At 62.2% G+C, this 22,094-nt stretch carries 21 protein-coding genes and 1 pseudogene; 12 read left to right on the forward strand and 10 right to left on the reverse strand.

Annotated features, from left to right (window positions below):
• Positions 1-37: 37 nt before the first annotated feature.
• On the reverse strand, positions 38-1,327 hold the full coding sequence (locus tag HMPREF2912_RS10175; RefSeq protein WP_070684037.1) for an ABC transporter substrate-binding protein: 1,290 nt from the start codon (positions 1,325-1,327) through the stop codon (positions 38-40).
• Positions 1,328-1,452: 125 nt separating this feature from the next.
• Positions 1,453-2,442, reverse strand: coding sequence for an ABC transporter ATP-binding protein (locus HMPREF2912_RS10180; protein WP_070684040.1), 990 nt, complete (start codon positions 2,440-2,442; stop codon positions 1,453-1,455).
• 48 nt (positions 2,443-2,490) lie between these two features.
• Here HMPREF2912_RS10180 and HMPREF2912_RS10185 point away from each other — a divergent pair, with 48 nt between their 5' ends.
• From HMPREF2912_RS10185 to HMPREF2912_RS10195, 3 genes are all read left to right on the forward strand, one after another.
• Positions 2,491-3,051 carry a hypothetical protein gene (locus HMPREF2912_RS10185; protein ID WP_070564876.1) on the forward strand — a complete coding sequence of 187 codons (561 nt, stop codon included), beginning with the start codon at positions 2,491-2,493 and terminating at the stop codon, positions 3,049-3,051.
• A gap of 42 nt (positions 3,052-3,093) precedes the next feature.
• Entirely contained in the window at positions 3,094-3,999 is a 906-nt protein-coding gene (locus HMPREF2912_RS10190; protein WP_070597165.1) for a biotin--[acetyl-CoA-carboxylase] ligase, read from the forward strand.
• A gap of 339 nt (positions 4,000-4,338) precedes the next feature.
• Positions 4,339-4,782, forward strand: coding sequence for a hypothetical protein (locus HMPREF2912_RS10195; protein WP_070521601.1), 444 nt, complete (start codon positions 4,339-4,341; stop codon positions 4,780-4,782).
• Here the strand turns inward: HMPREF2912_RS10195 and budA are convergent.
• On the reverse strand, positions 4,779-5,498 hold the full coding sequence (budA, locus tag HMPREF2912_RS10200) for an acetolactate decarboxylase (protein WP_070684042.1): 720 nt from the start codon (positions 5,496-5,498) through the stop codon (positions 4,779-4,781). The two genes, HMPREF2912_RS10195 and budA, sit on opposite strands and share 4 nt — an antisense overlap.
• Here budA and HMPREF2912_RS10205 point away from each other — a divergent pair.
• Positions 5,484-6,746 carry a 5-(carboxyamino)imidazole ribonucleotide synthase gene (locus HMPREF2912_RS10205; protein WP_070564869.1) on the forward strand — a complete coding sequence of 421 codons (1,263 nt, stop codon included), beginning with the start codon at positions 5,484-5,486 and terminating at the stop codon, positions 6,744-6,746. The genes budA and HMPREF2912_RS10205 overlap by 15 nt on opposite strands.
• A 41-nt stretch (positions 6,747-6,787) precedes the next feature.
• Entirely contained in the window at positions 6,788-7,288 is a 501-nt protein-coding gene (gene purE, locus HMPREF2912_RS10210) for a 5-(carboxyamino)imidazole ribonucleotide mutase (RefSeq protein WP_070531038.1), read from the forward strand.
• Here the strand turns inward: purE and HMPREF2912_RS10215 are convergent, their stop codons facing one another.
• The gene (locus HMPREF2912_RS10215; protein WP_070564867.1) at positions 7,289-8,182 is read right to left on the reverse strand and encodes a ribokinase; all 894 of its coding nucleotides are present in this window, start codon (positions 8,180-8,182) and stop codon (positions 7,289-7,291) included.
• 31 nt (positions 8,183-8,213) lie between these two features.
• On the opposite strand from HMPREF2912_RS10215, the gene HMPREF2912_RS10220 reads away from it, so the two are divergent.
• A complete protein-coding gene (locus tag HMPREF2912_RS10220) occupies positions 8,214-8,687 on the forward strand; it encodes a YdcF family protein (RefSeq protein ID WP_070565080.1) in 474 nt (157 codons plus the stop codon).
• Here HMPREF2912_RS10220 and HMPREF2912_RS10225 read toward each other — a convergent pair.
• A complete protein-coding gene (locus HMPREF2912_RS10225) occupies positions 8,684-9,169 on the reverse strand; it encodes a hypothetical protein (RefSeq protein ID WP_070564864.1) in 486 nt (161 codons plus the stop codon). The genes HMPREF2912_RS10220 and HMPREF2912_RS10225 overlap by 4 nt on opposite strands.
• Positions 9,170-9,207: 38 nt before the next feature.
• A complete protein-coding gene (locus tag HMPREF2912_RS10230; RefSeq protein WP_070531032.1) occupies positions 9,208-10,248 on the reverse strand; it encodes a ribonuclease HI in 1,041 nt (346 codons plus the stop codon).
• A 94-nt stretch (positions 10,249-10,342) separates the two neighbouring features.
• Between HMPREF2912_RS10230 and HMPREF2912_RS10235 the strand changes: the two genes are divergently transcribed.
• Positions 10,343-10,837: an RNA polymerase sigma factor gene (locus HMPREF2912_RS10235; protein WP_070521314.1), complete on the forward strand. Its 495-nt coding sequence runs from the start codon at positions 10,343-10,345 to the stop codon at positions 10,835-10,837.
• On the forward strand, positions 10,830-11,879 hold the full coding sequence (locus HMPREF2912_RS10240) for a hypothetical protein (protein ID WP_070684045.1): 1,050 nt from the start codon (positions 10,830-10,832) through the stop codon (positions 11,877-11,879). The genes HMPREF2912_RS10235 and HMPREF2912_RS10240 overlap by 8 nt, the downstream gene beginning before the upstream one ends.
• Positions 11,880-11,887: 8 nt before the next feature.
• On the opposite strand, the gene HMPREF2912_RS10245 is transcribed toward HMPREF2912_RS10240, so the two are convergent.
• Positions 11,888-12,445 (reverse strand): TetR/AcrR family transcriptional regulator, encoded by a 558-nt coding sequence (locus tag HMPREF2912_RS10245; RefSeq protein ID WP_070521308.1) that lies wholly within the window; start codon positions 12,443-12,445, stop codon positions 11,888-11,890.
• Between the two features lie 215 nt (positions 12,446-12,660).
• Here HMPREF2912_RS10245 and HMPREF2912_RS10250 point away from each other — a divergent pair, with 215 nt between their 5' ends.
• Both HMPREF2912_RS10250 and HMPREF2912_RS12750 read left to right on the forward strand, forming a co-directional pair.
• Positions 12,661-13,836 carry an acyl-CoA dehydrogenase family protein gene (locus tag HMPREF2912_RS10250; protein ID WP_070684047.1) on the forward strand — a complete coding sequence of 392 codons (1,176 nt, stop codon included), beginning with the start codon at positions 12,661-12,663 and terminating at the stop codon, positions 13,834-13,836.
• A 363-nt stretch (positions 13,837-14,199) separates the two neighbouring features.
• A complete protein-coding gene (locus tag HMPREF2912_RS12750) occupies positions 14,200-15,111 on the forward strand; it encodes a DUF559 domain-containing protein (RefSeq protein WP_083306381.1) in 912 nt (303 codons plus the stop codon).
• Positions 15,112-15,423: 312 nt separating this feature from the next.
• On the opposite strand, the gene HMPREF2912_RS13350 is transcribed toward HMPREF2912_RS12750, so the two are convergent.
• On the reverse strand, positions 15,424-17,610 hold the full coding sequence (locus HMPREF2912_RS13350) for a 3-hydroxyacyl-CoA dehydrogenase/enoyl-CoA hydratase family protein (protein ID WP_070523530.1): 2,187 nt from the start codon (positions 17,608-17,610) through the stop codon (positions 15,424-15,426).
• Positions 17,611-18,771 (reverse strand): acetyl-CoA C-acyltransferase, encoded by a 1,161-nt coding sequence (locus HMPREF2912_RS10265; protein ID WP_070523527.1) that lies wholly within the window; start codon positions 18,769-18,771, stop codon positions 17,611-17,613. It abuts the gene before it with no gap.
• 324 nt (positions 18,772-19,095) lie between these two features.
• Here HMPREF2912_RS10265 and HMPREF2912_RS10270 point away from each other — a divergent pair, with 324 nt between their 5' ends.
• Together HMPREF2912_RS10270 and HMPREF2912_RS10275 are read left to right on the forward strand one after the other, a co-directional pair.
• The gene (locus HMPREF2912_RS10270; protein WP_185963349.1) at positions 19,096-20,259 is read left to right on the forward strand and encodes an NRAMP family divalent metal transporter; all 1,164 of its coding nucleotides are present in this window, start codon (positions 19,096-19,098) and stop codon (positions 20,257-20,259) included.
• Positions 20,250-21,030 (forward strand): annotated as a pseudogene (locus tag HMPREF2912_RS10275) (putative hydro-lyase). Before HMPREF2912_RS10270 ends, HMPREF2912_RS10275 begins: the two are co-directional and overlap by 10 nt.
• A 459-nt stretch (positions 21,031-21,489) precedes the next feature.
• Here the strand turns inward: HMPREF2912_RS10275 and HMPREF2912_RS10280 are convergent.
• Positions 21,490-22,089, reverse strand: a complete 600-nt coding sequence (locus tag HMPREF2912_RS10280; protein ID WP_070523521.1) for a GntR family transcriptional regulator — start codon at positions 22,087-22,089, stop codon at positions 21,490-21,492.
• Between the last annotated feature and the right edge of the window lie 5 nt (positions 22,090-22,094).

The following is a 22,094-nucleotide window of genomic DNA, read 5'->3' on the forward strand; positions in this document are numbered from 1 at the left end:
TCGTGGACTTACTCGCGCCCCATTCACGCTGGGAACATTAACCCTGCGCGGCTGCCTCGATGGCGGCCTTCATGTCCTTCGTTGCGTCGTCGACGGACTTGCCCGCGGTCAATGCCGCGTAAGCGTTATCCTGCACGGCCTTGGAGATGGCGGTGTAGAACGGGGAAACCGGACGCGGTGCGGCGTTCTCCAGGGATTCCTTCAGGGCCGGAAGGTACGGGAACTCCTCCACCAGGGACTCATCGTCGTAGATGGAAGCCAGTACCGGCGGGAAGGAAGCCTCAGCGAAGGACTTCTGGTTCTCCTCGTTGATGATGAACTTCATGAAGTCCAGGGCCGTAGCCTTGTGCTCGGAATTGATGTTGATGCCGTTGTTGTAGCCGCCGAGCGTGGAGACACCGACGCCGTCCTTGCCCACCAGCGGCTGGACCTCGAACTTGACGCCCTTTTCCTCAGCGTTGGTGTACATGTACGGCCAGTTGATGGCGAATGCGGTCTTGCCCTCGGTGAAAGCCAAGTTGGTCTCCTCCTCCGTCGTGGCGGTGGAGTCCTTGGAGATGGTGCCGTCTTCGTAGGCGTCGACAAGCGCCTGCAGGCCTTCCTTGGACTTGTCCGAGTCAACGGTCACGTTGCCCTCGTCATCCAAGATGGAGCCGCCCCAGCCCTCGATGAAGCCGGCGGTGTTGACGGTGAGGCCCTCGTACTGCTTGAGCTGGGTGGTCAGACAGGAGCTATCGTCCTTGATGGCCTCGCAGGCAGACGCGATGTCCTCGAACTTCTCCGGAGCCTTGTCCGCCAACTCGGTGTTGCGGAAGAGCAGCTGGCCGTTGGTGTTCTGCGGCAGCGCGTAGAGGGTGTCGTTGTAGGTCGCGGACTCCACGGTGGGCTCCAGCAGGCCAGAGGTATCAACCTCCAGGTCACCGGTCAGCGGTGCTAGCCACTGGTTTGCAGCGAAGTCCGCGGTCCAGACCACGTCGAGCGCCATGACGTCGTAGTCGGAGTTGCCCGCCTGCAGGGACTGCACGAGGGTTTCGCGCTGCGCGTCGGCCTCGCCGGCGAGCTCCTTGAGCTCGACCTTCTCGTCCGGGTGCTCGGCGTTCCATGCCTCGATGATGGGGGTGATCTTGTCGGTGTCGTTCTTGCCCATGGCAAAGGTGATGGGCCCGCGGCCGCCACCATCGGTGGAGGAGGCATCGGAGCCAGCGCTTGACGACGACCCCTCGTCGCCCGACGAGCAACCTGCCAAGGTCAACGCGAGGGCAGCGGTGGTGACGACTACGCCGCGGCGGACAGAACGCAGCGAGCTAGGGAGAAACGACTTCTTCATGGAGTATTCACCTTTCGGAAAACTTCTGATGACTTCAAAATAGGGGATCATCCCCACACGGCACGTGGTTTTGGCTTTTAATTCACTTCAAACGGGGGTGAAGCTACCCCTGTTAGTGCTACTGCCTAAGCCTCGATGCGCTGGCCGGTTTCCGGATCGAAGTGGTGGGCCTCGCGGGGGTTGAAGGTAAGGACGACGGTGTCGCCGCGCTGCGGAACGTTGTCGCTCGCGCGGGCAACGAAGCGTTGCTCACCCACCATGACGTAGACGAAGGATTCCGAGCCCAGCTCTTCCACGAACTCCACCGTTCCCTGGAAGCCCACCGGCCCCTTATTAATGAATAGTTTTTCTGGGCGAACGCCGACGCGGCCGCCGTTGTAGTCAAAGATATTCATCGCGGGGGAGCCGATGAAGCCGGCGACGAACTCGTTAGCGGGGGCGTCGTAAAGCTCGCGCGGTGGGGCGACCTGCTGCAGTTCCCCGTCTTTGAGCACGGCGACGCGGTCTCCCATGGTCATGGCCTCCACCTGGTCGTGGGTGACGTAGACGGTGGTGGTGCCGAGGCGCTGCTGGAGGCTGGCCAGCTCCGCGCGGGTTTGTACGCGCAGCTTGGCATCGAGGTTGGACAGGGGTTCATCCATGAGGAAGGCCTTCGGCTCGCGCACGATGGCGCGGCCCATGGCCACGCGCTGGCGCTGACCACCGGACAGGTCCTTGGGCTTGCGCTGCAGGTACTCCGTGAGCCCGAGGGTCTTGGCGGCTTCCTCGACCTTGGCTTTGATTTCGGCCTTAGGCATCTTGGCCAGCTTGAGGGAAAATCCCATGTTCTGGGCCACGGTGAGGTGCGGGTAAAGCGCATAATTCTGGAAGACCATGGCGATATCGCGCTCGCCGGGCTCCAGCCCCGTGACGTCTTTGCCGTCGATGAGGATGCGGCCGCTGGAGACCGGCTCGAGTCCCGCGAGGGCGCGCAGGGTGGTGGACTTACCGCAGCCGGATGGTCCGACGAGGACCAGGAATTCGCCATCCGCAATCTCGAGATTGAGGTCTTTGACCGTGGGGTTCTCGGCGCGGGGATAGGTGATGCCGACGTTCTCAAAAGTGACCTTTGCCATGGACACACACTAGCACCCAGCGGCACGTGGATTAGGCTGGAATTCGCTATGAAGAAGTTCGCCCCGCTCCTCACAGTGCTCTTGGTTGGTTGCTCTAGTACGGAATCTGCAGAGACTTTCACGCCGCTAACAACTGTTTCCACTGGTACCGCTGACGCGTCTTCGACGCAGTCCACTTCGCCTTCCGCGGCTCAGCGCGATACCGTGTTCCGCGCTATTTTCGCCGACACCGTGGACTCATCTAAGGTCCGCTCACAACTGGTGGACAACGGCAAGGTTGATCGTGACACCATGCGCGCCAGCATGAAGCGGATGGGGCTGGACCTCTCGGATTCGGAAGCGCAAGAATACGGCGAGTGGGTATGTAAGTGGGTCGCCCCGGAGATCCGCTACGTGCTGGTGACTGAAGGCAAACCAGATAGCCTCGGCACGAAAGAACGCGCGGACTACGACAAGCTGGTTGAGGACACCGTGTCCTTCCTAGCGGATTCTCGGCAGATCTCCGTTACGCCTGAACAGGTACCCCATGCTTTGCCGCAAGCGGTCTTGACCACCTGTCTCGACGAGGCCACCGCACACACAATTCTGGCCAATCCGGATTACTTTTAGTTACGTCTAGAAGGCCACTGCCCGGCGGGTAACCTAGGGTGCATGACTGCACTTGATATGGACCGCATCCGCGAGGCGCTACGTGAAGACTTCGCTGTCATCGATTTCACCGAGTCCACTGGCTCCACCAATACTGATCTCATGCAGGCGGAGAAGGTGGCTGATAGCACCGTACTGCTTGCCGACGAACAGGTGGCCGGCAAAGGCCGCTTGGGCCGCCAGTGGGTGAGCCCGGCGGGGGCGCAGCTTATCTTTTCCGCACTGATCCTCCCGGAGTCGCTAGAGCACCTTGGCACCTTGCCCCTGGCTGCCGGTTTGGCCGTGACCGACTCGGTCGAGGGAGCGGTGCTCAAGTGGCCCAATGACGTGCACATCGATGGCAAGAAGCTGTGTGGCATCCTCGCTGAAGCCGGCCCGGTGGGGGAGGCCTTCAAATCTGCTCCGAAGACTGAAGTCTCGAAGGCAGAGGTCAACAAGACTGAAGTTAACAAAGCCGAGATTAACAAGGCTGAAGTTAATAAGGCCGAGATCAACAAAGCGGAAATCAACAAGGCCGAGGTCGCGCCCAAGACTCAAGCCGCTAACCCGCCTTCAGCACGCGTGGTCGTGGGCATGGGCATCAATGTCACCCTGACCCGCGAGGAACTGCCCATCGAGGCCGCGACTTCGCTAGCGCTCGAGGGGCTTGATACCGACCGCACTGAGCTGGCCATCACCGTTCTGAAGAACCTGCGCCGGCGCATCACCCAGTGGGAACAGCAGGACCCACAGCTTATGGCTGATTACCGCAAGGTTTGTTCTTCCATTGGCCAAGAGGTTCGCCTCGAAGCCCCGACCGGCGACGTCATCGGCACCGTCGAGGGCGTGGCTGACGACGGACGCATCAACGTCGGCGGCGAGTACTACTCCGCCGGTGATGTCATCCACCTGCGCCCGGCTGATAAATAAGTCGGCGCGCGTCTTTTCCACGGCTCCTCCTAGCGGAGCCAAGTGGCGAGGTACTCAACCAGGGCACAACTAGGGCACTCATCCAGGGCACTCAGTTACGGTGCTTTCCACATGGCGTCTGTCAAAAGGCATCTATCAAATGGCATTAGTCAAAAGGCGTCTTTGCCCCTGAAAACGCCATCTACAGACCCGCAAAAGGTGTCTTTGGCCCCAAAGACGCCTTTTGACTAATGCCTTCTGTGAGATGCCATTTGCGGTGTTCTTTGCCAAAATAACCCAGAGCCAGCCGTGAACAGGGGAGGAATGGAGTGTACGTGGACGGGAGGTACCATGTGCCCCATGAACCTCATGCAGATGGGCCGCGGCGAGGTTGTTCGCGCGGACATGACCGCCCCGTTTCGCACGCTGCTCTTTCCTTTTCTAGAGCTCGTCGTGATTACTGGGGTGTGCTGGATCGCCATCGGCTGGTGTGACTACAACGGCATTGACCTAGCGCTTCGCAATGGCTTAGTAGCTATATGGGCCTTGCTTGCCGTCTGGCGCTTTGTCCTTCCCCTCATCAAAGCCCGCCGCAAGCGCTTCATCGTGACCAACCTGCGCGTCATCGCCCGCGAAGGCAAACGCGTTGATTCGATCCCACTCACCGATATCCGCGGTGCGCGCCGCCGCCGCGGTGGGATCTCGCTGGCACTTCATGGCTATGACAAGCCGATGTATTTCCCCTCCATCCCCAAGGCCAAACGAGTCGAGGACATCCTCAACGAGCAACCGGTCTGGGGTTAGTCCTTAATCTCCGTCGTATGCAGCTGCTGGTCTAGGTCCTCCGGCGCCAAGTTGGCGGAGCGGAACTCGTGGGTCAGCGGCAAGCGCAGATCGAGGTCCGTGCCGGGGCAGAGCTCAATCGTGGCCTCATCCACCGTGTAGTCCAGCACATGCCCGCCGGAGGTGCGCGCAGCGTCGATGAAGTGCACGTGGCATCCGGGAACGGAGATTCCCTTCTCAAAGACCGGCGTGCGGAAACCGCCGATGACGCCCTCGACGTCGTCAAAGCGCAGCTCCTTGTCACCGCCCACCGCCTGCGCCATCGGCGGGTAGGGCTTGCTCTGCTTGACCACCGTGCGGGTCACCACGTTGCTGAACCGCCCAGAGATGCGCACCGCGTACATGAAGTTAGCGGAAGGCTCCACCTCATCGATGAATGCCGAAAGCTCCTCGCGCCTCAGACCCTTGGGTGCGGCCACCTTAATACGGGGGACGAAGTTCGTCGCCACCGCAAACGGCGTGCCCTGGTCCAAGTCAGCCACCGTCGCGGTGCCATCGCCGCGCAGCTGGTAGCACACCCCGTCGAGGATGATCATCTCTCCGTCCAGCGCATCGAAGGTTCCAATACCGAAATTGCCCTTGCCCAAGAGCTCACCGATGGTCATTGCGCTGTCGTAAATGCCATCCAACAGGGCGGTCATGAGGGAGTTCTGAAAGATGGTATGCCGGACGATCATGGCCCCAAGGCTAGTATTGGAAGAGTGAGTGAACAACACAAACCCCTCGTTACTGTTTATGGAGACGGCCAGCTTGCACGCATGATGCAGCCAGCCGCCGCCGAGCTCGACATCCACCTGCGCGTGCTAGCCTCCGCGCCGGATAAGTCCGCCGCCCAGGTGATTCCGGACGTCGTTCTCGGTGACTATCACGATCTCGACGTGCTCACCGTCGCCGCAGACGGCGCGGATGCAATCACCTTTGAGCACGAGCACGTTCCCACCGAGCACGTGCAGGCGCTCATCGCCGACGGCCTCAACGTCCAGCCCCAGCCTTCCGCCCTCCTCTACGCGCAGGACAAGCTGCTCATGCGCCAGAAACTGGCCGAGCTGGGCGCCCCAGTGCCGCGCTTTGCCGCCATCGAGTCGGTGGAGGATGCACGGAATTTCGCCGCGCTTGTCGACGGTTCCGTGTGCCTCAAAGCCCGCCGCGGCGGCTACGACGGCCATGGCGTGTGGTTCCCGTCCACGGAGGAGCTGGAGCCGCTCGTCGCCAAGCTGCTTGCGGCCAATACCCCGCTCATGGCCGAAGAAAAGGTCAACCTCACCCGCGAGCTGTCCGTGCTCGTCGCCCGCCGCCCCTCCGGCGAGGTGAAGGTCTGGCCGGTCACCGAGTCCGTGCAGCGGGACGGCATCTGTGCCGAGGCTTTTGCCCCCGCCCCGAACCTTTCGCCGGAGTTGACCGAGCGCGCCATGCAGGTGGGCATCAAGGTGGCCACCGAACTTGGCGTTACCGGCGTGCTGGCGGTGGAGCTCTTTGCCTTCGCCACGCAGCAAGACGCCGGCTCCATCATTGCTTCCGCCTCCGGCGCGCCGGGCGCGGTTGTTGAGGAGGATATCGCCGTCAACGAGCTGGCCATGCGCCCGCACAATACCGGCCACTGGACTCAGGATGGCTGCGTGACTTCGCAGTTCGAGCAGCACCTGCGTGCCGTACTGGACTTGCCGCTGGGCTCTACCGCAGCCCTGGCCCCGGTCACAGTGATGGCCAATGTGCTGGGGGCCGAAGAAGATCCACAGATGCCCATACCCCAGCGCGTTCGCGAAGTGATGGAGCGCTACCCAGAGGCGAAGGTCCACCTCTATGGAAAGGACCACAAGCCGGGCCGCAAGATTGGCCACGTCAACGTTGTCGGTGAGGACGTGGCGGAAACCCGCCGCATCGCCCACGATGCCGCCCACTTCCTCGTCCACGCGCAGTGGGCTTAAGCCCGCAGCGAGCTTGAAACCTATTTACTAAGGAGAGTTTTATGGAACCACTCGTCGGCCTGATCATGGGCTCTGATTCCGATTGGCCCACCGTCAAGCCCGCCGCAGAGGTGCTCGCTGAGTTCGGCGTGCCCTTCGAGGTAGGCGTTGTCAGCGCGCACCGCACCCCGGAAAAGATGCTGGCTTATGCCAAGTCCGCGCACGAGCGCGGCCTCAAGGCCATCATCGCCTGCGCCGGTGGCGCGGCTCACCTGCCGGGCATGGTCGCCGCGGCCACGCCGCTTCCGGTGATCGGCATACCGCGCGCGTTGAAGGATCTTGATGGGCTCGATTCGCTGCTCTCCATCGTGCAGATGCCGGGCGGCGTGCCGGTGGCCACCGTCTCCATCGGCGGAGCGAAGAATGCCGGCTTGCTTGCCGTGCGCATTCTCTCCGCGGGTGACCCGGCACTGGTGGACAAGATGGTGGCCTACCAAGAGAACATGGCCGCCGAGGTGGAGAAGAAGGACGAGAACCTGCGCTCCCAGCTCCTCGGGGAGTAATTAGCTGGGAAGCTTGCTTTTGAGATCGGGGTAGGAGGCCTGCGCGCCTTCTCCGGTGACGGCGTAAGCCCCAACTCGAGCGGCAAAGGTGGCGGCCTCCACGAGGTCGTCGCCGTGGAGTAGTCTCGCGCACAGCGCGCCGGCGAAGGCGTCACCCGCGCCGGTCGTGTCGACGGCGGTGACCTGCGGGGAGGGAACGTCGACAAGCTCAGCCCCTTCGGCCACGAGCGCTCCCCGCGCGCCCAGTGTGAGGACCACCGAGACAAAGCCGGCCTCCGTGAGGCGCCGCGCCAGCTCCTCCGGCGCGCCCTCGCCGCTAAGGCCCAGCTGCTCCAGGATGAGCCCGGCCTCGTGCTCGTTGGCTAGCAGCGGATCGGCACGCAGGAGCGCTTCCTTTTCAACCTCGATGACCGGTGCGAGGTTAACCACGACCCGCCCTGTTGCCAGCTCGATGGCCTTGGCACAACCCTCCGCCGGAACCTCGCCTTGGAGCAGAATGAGTTCCGATTCGGTGATGGGGGAGGAGTGGGCGGTGACGAAGGGAGCGTCGACAAGCGCATTGGCCCCCGGCACCACGATGATGGTGTTTTCTCCCTGCTTATCCACGGTGATGACCGCCAAGCCCGTCACTTCCTCGCTGGCTTCGACGTGCGTGAGGTCCACGCCGCTGGCCTGCAAGTAGTGCATCGCAGGCTTGGCGTAGGCATCGCTGCCCACCGCGCCGACGAAGCTGACCTGAGCACCCAGGCGGGCGGCAGCGACCGCCTGGTTCGCTCCTTTACCGCCCGCGGTGATGGTGCCGCCGCTGCCCAGCAGGGTTTCACCCGGCTGCGGGTGCCGCGCGGTGTGGACCACGAGGTCAGCGTTGATGGAACCGACTACGCACATGCTCATGCTGACTAGTATGCACGCTAAGCTAGCGGGCATGCAGTTTCCGCTTCTGGTGTTGGGCGCGCGCGTGGAGGGCGGCGAGCCCGGTTCGCTCCTGCGCAGCCGCTTGGACCGCGCGGTGGTGCTGGCGCGCGTGCTGCCGGAGGAGCCGATCATCGTGTCCGGTTTCGGGGAGGCGGAGCCGATGGCGCGCTACCTCATCGAGCGGGGCGTGGACCCAGAGCGGATCCGTGTGGAGCCGCTGGCTACCAGCACTAACGAAAACCTTGAGCGCGCCCACGCGCTGTGCCCGGACTATGACTATTTCCGCGTCGTGACCAATGACTTCCACGTGCTGCGCACCCGCCTGTGGGCCTGGCACCTGGGGATTCGGGTTCGCATGCATGGTGTTGGCACCCCGCGGAAAGACCGCCCATGGAATTACCTGCGCGAGGTGGTGGCGACTCCTCATTCGCTGCTGCGCATTGTGTGGCGGCGGGTGGTTGCGCGGTGGCGGACTGTGGCTTAGGCACCGAAGAACATGAGCACGATGGCGATGAGCCAAATGACAAACCAGTGGCGCTTTTGCGGCGTGGTTGGGTTGGCCTTCTGCTGTAGTGACTTGATGAAATACCAGGCGCCGGGCAAGGCGAAGCCGATGCCCATTGCCACATCGCCGTCAGTAATTCCGGTGAAGCCTACGAGGAGCGAAAACAGACTCAACAGCCCCTTGAAAAGGGAGAAGCTGTGGATCGTGCCTTCCATTGGCTGCTGGGCAGGGGCATGGTCAGGCAGCGGAGCTGGGGCGTAGGCGCGCTCCGGCTCGGCAAAGGGCTCTGCGATAGGTTCAGCAAAGGGCTCCACACTCGGCGCCTCATACGAGTCAACGAAAGGGTTCGCCGAAGACTTCGCGTCTGACTCGCGCGCGGGTTCCGCGAAAGGATTCGACCCACGGCCGGGGAGAGGCTTGTCCGGCTCCTCAAAAGGGTTGGAGTCAAAGGGATTGCTCATATGGCTTAGCCTATGTCACCAGTGAACCAAAGCCCGAATTAGAGCTTGGCCAACGCCTTCGTGATTCCTTCCTTGAGCGTTGCCTGCGATTGCTTCATCGGATGCGCAATCGCCCGCAGGCCCATGTACGCAATCTGATCCGCAGCCCGGTTCAGCGGGTCGCCCGCATGCCCCAACACGCGGCGGATGGTTACCTCGCAGACTCCCTCCACGTCATGCCACGCCTGCTGGAAGCGCGAGCGCGAGCCCGAGGACAGCCCGCGCCACACCCCGCGCGAGCGCATCGCCTTCGAGCCCTTCTTCCGAATCTGCTCCACCGCTTCCAGAGCAGCTACTGAGTCCGACTCGATGATCGCCTTGGTTGCACCGACCTTGAGCAGGTATTTCAGCGCCAAGGTGAGGGATTCGAGCTCGAGCTCATCGGTGCTGGCCGTCGTCTCGCGCGTGCGCAACCGGTAGTCGCCGTTGCTGGCCACGAAGCACATGGAGCCCTTGAACACCGTGTCCGAGGAGGCGTCCGTGGCGATGCGCACGGTGGCCCCCTCGGGCCAGGAGGAGGCCGTCGAGAAGTTCGGCCACCAGTGCGCCTTCGGTGTGTCCACCTTTACTACTTGCTTCTTGCGCGGGGCCTCGCCTTCCTTCTTGGCACGGCGCGCGGTGATTCCGGCCTGCTTGCGCCGCACGGAGCTGGCGCTTTTCGACGCCCTATTCTCCTCCGCAAAACTCCCTGTTACGGCATAGCCACGCTTTTCCAGCGCGGCCCGCAACCCCGCCTGCCGGCGCCCGGTGACGATCCACCTGCGTCCTCGGAGACCCTTGGTGGCCTTTTCAAATTCGCGGACGGCCACCTCAACGATGTCGCCCTTCTTGATCTGGCCTTTGCGTACGAAGCGCGTCTTCTTGGTGTTGACGGCGATGACCCAGCCGTCGACAGTTCCGTTTTCGGCGGAATCCCAGCGCTCATCCCACAGCGCAATAGCCACATGCACGGGGGCTGAGATCATGTCTTTGGTGATCTTGCGCGTGCCGTAGGTGCGCGATTGCGTGCCCGTCAGGGCGGAGAGCTCGAGTGGTTCCATCCCCTTTAGTAAACCATTTCGTTGCTGTGCTGTAACGCTCGGGCGTCTAGTGCAACATACTCAGTGAGCCCATTAGCATTCTGGAGTTTTATTAGTGTCTGTCCTTACCTTGCCTGGTTCGCGCAAGCGGGAGTTTTCCCGCCTGTTTCGCGAGCATTACCCGGCGGTGCTGGCGTATCTGCGCCGCCGCGTCCCACCGAGCCACGCCGAAGAGCTAGCTGCCGACGTCTTCGAGCGGGCCTGGTCCGGGTTCGACTCTTTGCGCGGCACGCCGCTGCCGTGGCTCTATGGCATCGCCCGCAACGTGATGCGCGAGTTTTACCGCACCCGCCGAGAGACGGAGAACCTCGATGATCATGAGCTGGAATCCTATGCCGGCTATGACGCCGTCGATGCCAACCTCGACATCACTCGCGCGCTGATGCAGCTTCCGCACGCGGAGCGCGAGATTCTCACACTCCATGCCTGGGAGGGACTCGACCACCCCGATATCGCCGAGGTCCTCGGCATTTCCCGCAATAACGTGCGCGTTCGCCTGCACCGCGCGCGTACCCACCTTTCCGAACTCACAGGAGAAACCGATGCCTAGCTCTCTCGATATGCTCCGCGCCGCCAACCCCGTTCCTGACACAGCGCTTGACGACGCCTCCCTCGCCCGTTCCGAAGAGACCCTCGCAAAGATAACGAAGGGCCGGCCCACGTGGACAATTGCCGCGGCCGTCGTGGCGGTGCTTGCGCTCATCGGTGGTGCCTTCCCGCTGCTCAATAACTCGGAGCCCGTGGCCTCGGCCGCGGAGATACTGACCCAGGCCGGCGAGGCAGCCGCAACCCAGCCCGATGCTGTGGATAAGGGCGTGACCGCGAAGGAATACATGAAGCGCGTCGATACCCTCGGCGATGCCACGGCAATCACCGAATATGCGGTGGATGCCGGCGGCGCCGTGGAGGTCTCCTCGCAGGGCGAAGTGCCGGGCTTTGACCCGCAGCCTTCCATCAACCCGGAGGACCTCGTCATCGCGTCCGACCGCGCCGGGCTGGAGAAGCTGGCGGATTCCTTCCCGAACCGCGCGCTGGGCGCGCTGGAGCTGCTGCTCCAGCCGGGCTTGAGCAGTGAGCAGCAAAAGATTGCCTATGACATGCTGGCGGAAGCCGACGGCAACGAGGTCGGCACCGTCGAGGGCGAAGGCGAGGACCAGCTGGTGACCGTGATTCGCGATTCCGACCGCGTCTCCTTCTCCGTCTTGCCCGCCACCGGCCAGCTGGTGCGCGTGGTGGGCCTGGTGGGGCCGGACGTGGAAACCACCATCGATGCCACCGCCATCTTGGACTGCGTGTCCGTGACGGGTCTGGAGGGCCCGGACCGCATCTCACTAGCGTGCGCGGATAATAACTACCTGGTCAACGAGTTGGACTGGCAGCGCTGGGGAGACGATTCTGCGGAGGCGGATGGCGTGGCCATCGAGAATGACTGTGACCCCAATTGTGCGGAAGGCACGTTCAATGAGGATCGGGTGAAGGTGGTCGTCGACAAGCGCGTGGCGTGTGGATACCACGCCGAGGTCTACTCCCGCGTGCGCGTGCAGTACCCGGATGGGCGTGAGGAAGAGCAGCAGATTGGCTGCGCGCCCTAGGTAAGCTCTTAGGTAAGTTGGCGCAGGGCGAACTGGCCGTACATATCACCTAAAGCCTCGGCGGTGTAGTCACCGTCGGGGCTAAACCATTGGGCGACGCCGATGCCCATGTCGATGAGCGCCCAGCAGGCGATTTTGAGGTTTTCGGCGTGGAAGTCGCCCTCGTTGACCACGGCCATCCAGCGGGCGACATAATCGCGGCGCAGTTGCAGGACGACGGATTTGTGGGGCTCTTCGAGGTTGGTGAGCTCGTTGTTGACCACGCGGACGCGCCGGGCGTGGGTGGCGTGGTAAATGACGTGGGCTTTCATGGTGGCGACGAGCTTGTCGCGGGGGTCTTTCAGCCCGGCGAGGCAAGCGGCGTTGGCGCGAAGGAGGTCCTCCATGGCGGTGATGGTGACTTCGGCGAGGAGCTCCTGTTTGGAGGAGAAGTGGTTGTACAGGCTGGAGGCGCGCATGCCGACGGCTTTGGCGATGTCCTCCATGCCGGTGGCGTGGTAGCCGCGCTGGTCAAAGAGGTCGAGTGCGGCGGCGGCGATTTGGTCGCGGCGTCTCTGGTTGGCCATGGTGGGTGTCCTCCTCATTGAGCTAATGGCGGTTAGTATACCTGCGGGGGCAGGGTGAAGGTTGGCTGGGGGAGATACTGGCCCTGGAGTCTGGTTATCGTTCCGAATCCCGGCTGTGCCGCGCGTTGTGATGAGACACTTGACAGCCTGGGGAGAGTCAGGTCACAATTAACACTAATAGCCATTCGTATTGCCTGTTAGTTGGAGAATTGACCATGTCCCACAACCTCTTCGAGTCCACCACTGATTTCCTGGGTGTCTTTGACAGCCTTTCTGAGGCCGATGCTGCGGGGTGGAAGCGCGCGGCGCAGTTCCGCGACTACTCCGACCCGGTGATTAACCGGCACTGGCAGGCCGCGGAGTATCCGCTGGACTTGGTTCAGCGTCTGGGGGAGCTGGACGTGATGACCGATGGGCTTTCGGTGGAAGGCCATGAACAGATGTCCACGCTTGGCGCTGGCTTGACGCTCATGGAAGTCACGCGTGCCGATGCTTCGATGGGCACGGTGATTGCGGTGCAGGCGGGGCTGGCCATGCGCTCAATTTCGATGCTTGGTTCTCCGGAACAGCAGGCTTCGTACTTGCCGCAGATGGCATCTTGTTCGCTGCTCGGTGCTTTTGGGCTGACCGAACCGGACCACGGCTCGGACTCCATCGCTTTGGAAACTACCGCGGTTCGCGATGGCGACGAATGGGTCCTCAACGGCGAGAAGAAGTGGATTGGCAACGGTGCCTCCGGCGGCATCACCATCATCTACGCCCGTATGGAAGACGGTAACGTCAGCGGTTTCATCGTCCCACAGGAAACCCCCGGCTACTCCGCTACCGTGATTGAAGGCAAGCTCTCCCTGCGTGCCATCCACCAGGCACACATCACGTTGACCGATTGTCGCATTCCCGCCGCCAACCAGCTTCCAGGTTGTCGCAGCTTCAAGGACGTTTCCCGCGTCCTGACCTCCACTCGCATTGGCGTGTCCTGGATGGCGCTGGGTTCGGCGGTAGCCTGTTATGAGATTGCCCGCTCGTATGTGCTCGAGCGCGTCCAGTTTGGCCGCGAGCTGGCGAAGGCACAGATCATTCAGCAGCGCTTGGCCAACATGGTCCTGGATTTGAGCCAGATGATGCTTACGTGCCGTGAGGTCTCATTACGCGAAACCGCAGGTACGTTGTTGCCGGAGCAGGCCTCGGCGGCGAAGCTCCACAACACGCGTGCTGCTCGCCGCATCGCCTCCGATGCCCGCGACATGCTTGGCGGGGTTGGCATTTTGCTGGAGAACGACATCGCGCGCCACTTCGCTGACATCGAGGCGATGCACACCTACGAGGGCACGGATACCGTGCAGTCCCTCATTATGGGCAAGAAGATTACGGGCTTCTCGGCCTACAAGTAGCGCTTCGAAGTGGCCCCTATTTCACCGTGCCCATCTTTTCCCCACTATCGCGGCCCCTCTAGGTTCGAGTCCTAATGGGGAGGCTACTGCTGGAACCGCCGTGAGCGGTCGCAGATGGTTCTGCTCATAAGGCATTAGCGAGAAGGTTTGTTTGGGGGCAAACGAACCTTCTTTGTGCTGTTAGAAGGTTTACTTGGGTGCAAACGAGCCTTTTGACTAGAGACTTCTGAGTGAAGCCTTGTGAGTGGAACCTTGTGGATTACTTTGTTGAAGGATCAGCCAATTCGATGGATGAGTTGAAGTTATCCACAGGCGGGGAATCGACCGTAGCTTTTGAGGGCTGGAAGCCACGATGATGGAAGCATGATTGACGATTCACACCTCATTTACCTACGACCCCTTTCGAACAACCACCCCGTGTGGAAACAGATTGCTTCAGGTGAACTTATTCGCCTCACCTCGCGTTACGCTATAAACAGCGAGTACTATTCAACTCTTCCTTACTATCAACGCCATCTCTTTGACATCGTTGCCTTCGGACGTAGCGCGCATCGGTCAGTTCTCGTGGAAAGATCTGCGGCCAAACTGTTGGGCTTGTGGACGCTGTCGTCTCGGGACGCACAGGTTGTTCTAGCACGGCAATCCAAAACAGTTCCGCCGCGACGGCAATGGGATAGTAAGGTGATGTACCGAAAAATGTGGCTGCCAACCTCAGACATTATGGAGCGCTTCGGGCTTCGGTGCACGTCGGTTGCGCGCACCTGCATCGACGTCGCACGGCTTGCGACGTTTGAGGAAGGGTTGATGGCTGTCGACTCCGCTTTGCGCAAACGACTCGTTAGCGTTGACGAACTACGGTCAATGATCACGGCAATGGGCCGTGTAAAAGGTGCAGCTCAAGCTAGGAGAGTAGTTTCGCATGCCACCACCCTCGCCGAATCTCCCTATGAGTCCTTTGCTCGCGGCATGTTGATTGTGGAAGGCCTAGGAAAGAAACTCGTGGTTCAGCCAGAGCTTCAGGGTGGGTATCGGCCGGACTTGTTTATCAACGGCAAAATCATCATGGAAATAGACGGCGCTGTGAAGTACGACGGAGCGACCTACGGAAAATCTACCGAAGCGGTGATACGGGCTGAGCGGCAAAGAGAGAAATACCTTCAGAATCTCGGATACATCGTGTTGCGTTACTCACCACGGGATCTTCTCCAGAACCGAGAACGGGTTCTTAACGAGGTGCGCGGTGCGTTAAACACCGTGCAACCTCGTTCAGCCTAGCGAGACTCCTTGCCAGCGCGAAAGCGCCGGCAGATGGTTTCATTCAGAAGGCATTAGTGAGAAGGTTTGTTTGGGGCAAACGAACCGTTTGTAAACGCCTAGATGGTTTACTTGGGTGCAAGTAAACCATGTGACTAATGCCTTTTGAGTGGAACCATGTGCAAGGCTAAAAGTTGTAAAGAGGATGCCCAGCTCAAACTTGCAAATGACCAGCATAAACCTGCCTGTCAATTGCCGGTCCAGGTCGCAAAGAACAAGGAGAAACCCCGCTCCGAAAAAGGGAGCGAGGTTGGGAAGCGGAAGCGGCCGAGGCTAGTTATTGAGGGGCTTGCGGGTGGCTGCCATGTGCTTGGCGCGCTCCACGTTGGCGGGCAGGAGGACCAGCGGTACGTCGTACTCCACCTCGCGGTCGCAGAACTCGGTGAAGCTCAGCGAGCCGGAGCCGGTGTACATCTCGGCGAGCTTGGCCACGATGACGTGGTCATTCTCGGTGGTGCCCTCGATAGGCCAATCGCGGTCGAGGGCGGGGGAGCCGGAGTACATCTCAATCTCCTCATCGGCCGGCGGGGTGTAGGAGCCGGCCAGGGTGGCGGCCTCCTCCATAGCGCGGGCGAGGACGTGGTCGTAGGACATGAGCACGACATCATCCGAGGACAAAAAGCCAGCCTTCTGTGCCTCGAAAGCAGACGAGAAGTTGCGGGCGGACGCGATGAAATCGAAGGCCTTCTGGTGATAGTCTTCGACACCGGCCGCCTTGAGGCGCTCCAGCGAGGAGATGGTGCCGGTCCAGCCGGGGTAGAGGCCCACGGTGCGCTCCGGGAAGCCAAGGCGGGTATCGGCGTGGGCCACGATGCGGTCGCAGGCCAGAGCGGTTTCGAAGCCGCCGCCCAGAGCGACGCCACGCACAGCGGCCACGACCGGAACCGGGGCGAACTTAAGGGCGCGTAGGGTGGTCGAGCCGTCCGAAAGGAGGGATTCGACGAGCGAGGCATCGCCGGACTCACCAGCGGAAGCGATGGAAGCGAGGTCTGCGCCCGCGCAGAAAACCGGCTTGTCATTACCAATAACCAGCGCGACGAGGTTCTCCGAGGTCACGGCGCCCAGAGCGGCACGGATGACTTCGAGGGCGGGCGTTGGCAGGGAGTTCATCGGGGTGTGTAGGTCGATGATGCCGATGCGGCCAGCCGGGGTGGAGACCGCGTGGACAGCGCCCGCCTCCTGAGACACGATGGTCTCCGCATCCAGAGAAGCCAGGGTGACAACACCCTCGCGCGGCGCGAGTTCCTGACGTTCTCCCTGAGAAGAGAGCACCGAGCCCTTGCCGTAAAAACCGCCCGCCGAAGCCGCGGCGGAGACCAAGGCCGGGACGTTGGAGCCGTAGGCGGAGGCGACCCAGTCGATGCCGATGGCGTCGGCAAGCGCGAAGATGCCCTTCTTCCAGCCGAAACCAAGAGTAAGGCCCTCGTCGATGAGGCCCACGTGGTCCGCAATGTCAGGTGCGACCTCGCAGCAGTACGCCAGCGTGCCGAGGAAGACGGCGCGGGCAAAACGGCCGCCCGGCGAATCGGTCTCCATGACCTCGCGCGGATCTTTGAGTCCCACGACAGGATCGGTGGGCTGAGTGCGGGGTACGTATTCGTAGGAGGCGTTGATGACCTCGTCACGGCCGCGGTAAAAGCCGCCGTCACCGGTGCGGCCGGTGAGCCCTCGAGAAACGAGACCTTCGATAAAGGAGTCATCGCCGAGGGGGACGTCAAGAAGCGGATCGCCCGCCGGCAGGGCCGTCTCCAAAGACTTCCAAATCGGCTTGACCAGCTGGAGGCCGATGTAATCGAGCAGCCCGAAAATACCGGTGCGCGGAATGCCGAAGGCACGGCCGAAGGAGGCGTCGGCAAGCTCGTAGCTCACGTCGAACTCGCGGGCGCGTGCCACACCGGCGGCCATCCAGTAGCAGCCCACGCGGTTGGCAATGAAACCCGGGGTGTCGCGGCATTCGAGCGCAATCTTGCCCAGGGTTTGCTCGATGGTCGTGCGCAGCGTGTCCTCGGTCTCTCCAGAAGCGATGAGCTCCACCAGCCGCATGACCTTCGGCGGGTTGAAGAAGTGCGTGATAGCGAACTTCTCGCGGCGGGCCTCCGGCACGCCCTCCAGGAGGGAGGCCAGCGGCAGGGTCGAGGTGTTCGAGCTCAACAGAGCATCCGCAGACAAATAAGGCTCGATGGCCTCGTAGAGCGAGTGCTTGGCGCCGAGGTCCTCGAAGATGGCCTCGATGACCCACTCGCGGTCCTCCAACAGCGCGTAGTCATCGCTGGCGCGCACGCGCTCGGCGAACTCTGGCAGGTGGAAGCCTTTGCGCTTGAGCTGGATGTCGACGCCGCGCTGCGCGCCTTCCGCGTTCTGGTCCAGCAGCACGACGTCCATGCCCGCCGACGCACACAGCGCGGCGATGCCCGAACCCATGGAACCTGCGCCGATGACGGCTACCTTGGTGATGCTCATTTACTTTTCTCCATTCTCAATAGTCATGGCGATTCCCTGACCGCCGCCGATGCACATGGTGACCAGGCCATAGCGCTTGCCCTCGCGGCGTAGTGCATACGCCAGTTTGGTCAGCAGGATGACGCCCGTGGCACCGACCGGGTGGCCGTGCGCAACGGCGCCGCCATAGATATTCGTCTTCGCCGGGGCGAAGCCCAGCTGGTCCTGCACGGCGATGGCCTGGGCGGCGAAAGCCTCGTTGGATTCGATGAGGTCGATATCCTCCAAGCTCAGCTCGGCCTTATCCAGCGCCTTCGGGACGGCAGCGATAGGGCCGATGCCCATACGCGTCGGGTCCACGCCCGCGATGGACCAGGACACAATCTTCGCCAGCGGGTCCAAGCCACGCTTGGCCACCTCTTCCGCGGTGGCCAGCACGGCGGCTGCCGCACCATCGTTGATGCCGGAGGCGTTGCCGGCGGTGACGGTTCCGTCCTTAACAAAGACCGGCTTGAGCTTCGCCAGCTTCTCGACGTCCGTCTCTCGCACCGCTTCATCAAAGTCCAGCTCGCCGACGGGGACGATTTCTTCCGCGTGGACGCCCTCCGCGCGGGCCTGGGCGGCGCGCGCCTGGGACTCGGCGGCGAACTCGTCCTGGCGCTCGCGGGTGATGGTGTTATCTGCAGCGACGTTCTCCGCGGTTACGCCCATATGGCCGGTGCCGAAGGGACAGGAGAGCGCGCCGGTGAGCCAGTCATAGAGTTTGCCGTCACCCATGCGCTTGCCAAAGCGTGCGCCTTCGACGGAGTAGGGCGCGTTGCTCATAGATTCCGCGCCGACGGCCAGCGCCAGGGCGCCGTCGCCAGACTGCAGAAGTTGGGCCGCACTGATGACGGCCTGGACTCCGGAGCCGCACAGGCGGTTGACGCCCATCGCAGTGGAGGAGTCCGGCATGCCGACGTTCTTGGCAATGGCGCGTGAGAGGTAGAGGTCCTTCGGCACGACGGGCATGACGTTGGAGGCTACGGCGGTATCGAGGTCTGCACCAGTTAGCCCCGAACGATCAATAGCCACTTCGGCGGCAAGCGAACCGAGCTCGGTGAGGGAAAGTCGGGCCAGGCTACCACCAAATTTTCCGACGGGCAGGCGCGCGGCGCCCGCGATGTAGATGTCTTGGGGCATGAGCTCCTCCGTAGGTTTAACGAATCATCATTAGTTAACTAGGTATCCTAGGTCACTTTTTCGCCGCGTGCAACGGAGCTTCACTGGAAGGTGTGTGAGGGGCTGTAGTTATGGCGTGGGTGTAACGTGCGCCACCCCCGCGTTGTTTACAGATTGTTCAACAACCCTTATGCTTTCACCATCGTTAAATGCGACCTTCGTCACGAAAGGTGCCCAACAATGAGCTTGGAATCAACCAATTCCTCCGCAGCTTCCCAGGAAGCAGCCCAGGGAACTACACAGGACGCGCCGAAAGAAGCGCAAGCCCCCAAGGGCATCGGCGCCATGGCCGGCGCCATGTTCCTTATGGCCACCTCTGCCATCGGCCCGGGCTTCTTGACCCAAACCTCCGTCTTCACCGTGCAGATGGGCGCGGCCTTCGCCTTCGCTATTGCGCTGTCGATCATTGTGGACATCGCCATCCAGCTCAACGTCTGGCGCATCCTCGCTGTCTCCGGCATGCGCGCCAACGAGCTGGGTAACACTGTGCTGCCGGGCCTGGGTTGGTTCCTCGCTGTCCTAGTTTTCATCGGCGGCGTTGTCTTCAACATCGGCAATATCGCCGGCTCCGGCTTGGGCCTAAACGCCATGATCGGCATCGATGCACGCATCGGTGGCCTCATCGCCTCGGCCATCGCCATCTTCATCTTCCTGTCCAAGCGGGCGGGCGTCGCGCTTGACCGCATCGTCGCCGCGCTGGGCGCCATCATGATTCTGCTCATGCTTTACGTGGCGATTGTCTCCCAGCCGCCGGTGGGTGAGGCCCTGAAGAATACCGTCATGCCGGAAAGCATTGACTTCTTCGTCATCACCACCCTCATCGGTGGCACGGTGGGCGGCTACATTACGTTTGCCGGCGCACATCGCCTCATCGACTCGGGCCTGTCCGGCCCGGAGAACGTCGGCGCGATTACGAAGACCTCCGTGCTCGGCATCATCGTCACCGGCATCATGCGCGTGCTGCTCTTCCTCGCGGTCCTGGGCGTCGTCGCCACGGGTGTTGCGCTCTCCGAGGACAACACGGCCGCCGACGCCTTCCGCCAGGCCGCCGGCGAGTTTGGCCTTCGCGCCTTCGGTGTCGTCCTTTTCGCGGCCGGCCTGTCCTCCGTCATCGGCGCGTCCTACACCTCCATTACCTTCGTGACCACCCAGAAGGTCAGCCCGCGGACCCGCAACTTCCTCACCGTCGGCTTCATTGTGGTCTGCGCCATTCTCTTCGGCATTCTTAATTCCGCACCGCAAAAACTTCTCATCTTCGCGGGTGCTTTCAACGGCATCATCCTGCCCATCGCCTTCGCCATGGTGATGTGGGTCGCGTTCAAGCGCCATGACCTCACCCACGGCGTCAAGCAGCCGATGTGGCTGCTCATCGCCGGCGTCTTGGCGCTCGCGCTGGAAATCTTCATTGGCGTTAAATCCATCTCGGGAATCGTTGAACTATGGGCATAATGCAGACTCCCGCAGATGTGCGCGCCTTCGCCCGCGCGCACGACATGACCACCACCGCCGGCCACGCCCGCGGCTTCATGCAGGCTAACCTCATCGCGCTGCCGCGCGAGTACGCCTTCGACTTCCTCCTCTTTGCACAGCGCAACCCCAAGCCGTGCCCCATCGTCGGTGTGCTGGAGGCCGGGCAGTTCACCTCTGAGCTCATCCCGGGCGGGGATATTCGCACGGACATCCCGGCCTACAACATCTATGAGGATGGCCAGCTTACGCAGACGCTTGACGACGCTTCCCCCCTTCTACTCCGCCGACATCGTCTCCTTCCTCATCGGTTGTTCCTTCACCTTTGAGAATGCGCTCGTGGAGAACGGCATTTCCATCGCCCACATTGATCAGGGCCGCAACGTGCCGATGTATCGCACCTCGATTCCCTGCGCGCCGGCTGGAGTCTTCTCTGGGCCGATGGTTGTCTCCATGCGCCCCATCCCCGCGAGCCAGGTTGCCGATGCCGTCCGCATCACCTCCCGCTACCCGGGCGTCCATGGTGCCCCGGTTCACGTGGGCGACCCTGCTGCCATCGGCATCGAGGACTTGTCGCAGCCCGATTTCGGCGAAGCCGTCGACATCCCTGAGGGCACCATCCCGGTCTTCTGGGCGTGCGGCGTGACCCCGCAGGCCATCGTGATGAACTCGCGTCCCAGCCTGGCCATCACACATGCCCCGGGCAAGATGCTCGTCACCGACATCCCGGATCGCGACTTCCTCATCCCTTAGTTACTACCGCAGCGGCTGGAGTGTTTTCGGCCTGATAATTTCGCTCCACGCCGCCACGGCCCCTTCCGTGACTAGACGCCTCACAATAGTCGCGGCGCACCGCCGATTACGGTGTTGAGCACGCTTCTGAGCACGCTGCCGCGTGGTCCGACAGCAGATGGCATCTCACAAAAGGCATCCCGCAGATGGCATCCGCCAAAAGGCGTCTTTGGGTCTAAAAACGCCATGTGTGCAACCCAAAAGGCGTTTTTAGGCGTGAAAACGCCTTTTGACTGATGCCTTTTAGAAGATGCCATCTGCGAACTGAGCCGAAGCCCGGTCAATAGCCGTTTGCGCGGGCGAAAACGGAACCGCAGGCGAAGAGAGCCCGTAAACACAGGGCAGGCCTGCGGGCGAAAATGGAGCCGCAGGCGAAGAAGTACCTGCAAACGCGGGCGGTCCTGTGCCGCGGAGGCGCGGTTAGAGGACCCGGAGAATCGATTCCATCGCGCGCATCAAGTCCGCGCGGCAGGCATCGGCGGCCGCCTCGCGCTCACCTTGCGCAATGAGGTGGGCCAAGTCGATGTTGGCTTGCACGTGGTTATCGTGAATCTGCGGGTAGCGCTCCAGCGTCAACAAGAAGGTCAAGCGCATGCGCGCCAGCAGGTGCGACATGGAGCGGTCCAGCGTCGGCGAGCCCAAACCGGCGACCAGCTGCTTGTGGAAGCGCTGGTTGATGAGGGGGCGGGGAGCGTCGTTAAGCACTGCGGATTCTGTCAGCCGCACCAGCTCGCCTGGGTCCTCGAAGGTGGCATAGCGCGCCGCGGCCGGCTCGATGGCTGCGCGCGCCAAGTAGAGATCGCGCACGAAATCGCCGTCAGGGGTGGCGATGAAGACGCCCCTGTGCGGGATGCGCTCCACGATGCGCTCGGAGGCGAGCATGGCGAAGGACTCCCGCAGCGTGTTGCGGGAGCATTCGAAGCGCTCGGCCGCGCGGACCTCGCTGAGCTGGTGTCCGGGCATGTACTCGCCCTCGGAGATGGCGGCGCGGAGCGCGGACGCGACGGAATCTGCAAGCATGCGAC

The organism is Corynebacterium sp. HMSC056E09 (assembly GCF_001813425.1).
In the GTDB taxonomy this organism is placed as follows: Bacteria; Actinomycetota; Actinomycetes; order Mycobacteriales; family Mycobacteriaceae; genus Corynebacterium; species Corynebacterium hesseae.

What these genes read in the sequence shown, in the direction of transcription:
- HMPREF2912_RS10245 (WP_070521308.1), bottom strand. Translation starts at nt 12,445, where the DNA reads ATGGCCAACCAGAGACGCCGCGACCAAATCGCCGCCGCCGCACTCGAC.
- HMPREF2912_RS10280 (WP_070523521.1), bottom strand. Translation starts at nt 22,089, where the DNA reads ATGCTTGCAGATTCCGTCGCGTCCGCGCTCCGCGCCGCCATCTCCGAG.
- budA (WP_070684042.1), bottom strand. Translation starts at nt 5,498, where the DNA reads ATGATCGTCCGGCATACCATCTTTCAGAACTCCCTCATGACCGCCCTG.
- HMPREF2912_RS10180 (WP_070684040.1), bottom strand. Translation starts at nt 2,442, where the DNA reads ATGGCAAAGGTCACTTTTGAGAACGTCGGCATCACCTATCCCCGCGCC.
- HMPREF2912_RS10205 (WP_070564869.1), top strand. Translation starts at nt 5,484, where the DNA reads ATGCCGGACGATCATGGCCCCAAGGCTAGTATTGGAAGAGTGAGTGAA.
- purE (WP_070531038.1), top strand. Translation starts at nt 6,788, where the DNA reads ATGGAACCACTCGTCGGCCTGATCATGGGCTCTGATTCCGATTGGCCC.
- HMPREF2912_RS12750 (WP_083306381.1), top strand. Translation starts at nt 14,200, where the DNA reads ATGATTGACGATTCACACCTCATTTACCTACGACCCCTTTCGAACAAC.
- HMPREF2912_RS10215 (WP_070564867.1), bottom strand. Translation starts at nt 8,182, where the DNA reads ATGAGCATGTGCGTAGTCGGTTCCATCAACGCTGACCTCGTGGTCCAC.
- HMPREF2912_RS10265 (WP_070523527.1), bottom strand. Translation starts at nt 18,771, where the DNA reads ATGCCCCAAGACATCTACATCGCGGGCGCCGCGCGCCTGCCCGTCGGA.
- HMPREF2912_RS10270 (WP_185963349.1), top strand. Translation starts at nt 19,096, where the DNA reads ATGGCCGGCGCCATGTTCCTTATGGCCACCTCTGCCATCGGCCCGGGC.
- HMPREF2912_RS13350 (WP_070523530.1), bottom strand. Translation starts at nt 17,610, where the DNA reads ATGAGCATCACCAAGGTAGCCGTCATCGGCGCAGGTTCCATGGGTTCG.
- HMPREF2912_RS10195 (WP_070521601.1), top strand. Translation starts at nt 4,339, where the DNA reads ATGAACCTCATGCAGATGGGCCGCGGCGAGGTTGTTCGCGCGGACATG.
- HMPREF2912_RS10250 (WP_070684047.1), top strand. Translation starts at nt 12,661, where the DNA reads ATGTCCCACAACCTCTTCGAGTCCACCACTGATTTCCTGGGTGTCTTT.
- HMPREF2912_RS10240 (WP_070684045.1), top strand. Translation starts at nt 10,830, where the DNA reads ATGCCTAGCTCTCTCGATATGCTCCGCGCCGCCAACCCCGTTCCTGAC.
- HMPREF2912_RS10190 (WP_070597165.1), top strand. Translation starts at nt 3,094, where the DNA reads ATGACTGCACTTGATATGGACCGCATCCGCGAGGCGCTACGTGAAGAC.
- HMPREF2912_RS10230 (WP_070531032.1), bottom strand. Translation starts at nt 10,248, where the DNA reads ATGGAACCACTCGAGCTCTCCGCCCTGACGGGCACGCAATCGCGCACC.
- HMPREF2912_RS10175 (WP_070684037.1), bottom strand. Translation starts at nt 1,327, where the DNA reads ATGAAGAAGTCGTTTCTCCCTAGCTCGCTGCGTTCTGTCCGCCGCGGC.
- HMPREF2912_RS10225 (WP_070564864.1), bottom strand. Translation starts at nt 9,169, where the DNA reads ATGAGCAATCCCTTTGACTCCAACCCTTTTGAGGAGCCGGACAAGCCT.
- HMPREF2912_RS10220 (WP_070565080.1), top strand. Translation starts at nt 8,214, where the DNA reads ATGCAGTTTCCGCTTCTGGTGTTGGGCGCGCGCGTGGAGGGCGGCGAG.
- HMPREF2912_RS10185 (WP_070564876.1), top strand. Translation starts at nt 2,491, where the DNA reads ATGAAGAAGTTCGCCCCGCTCCTCACAGTGCTCTTGGTTGGTTGCTCT.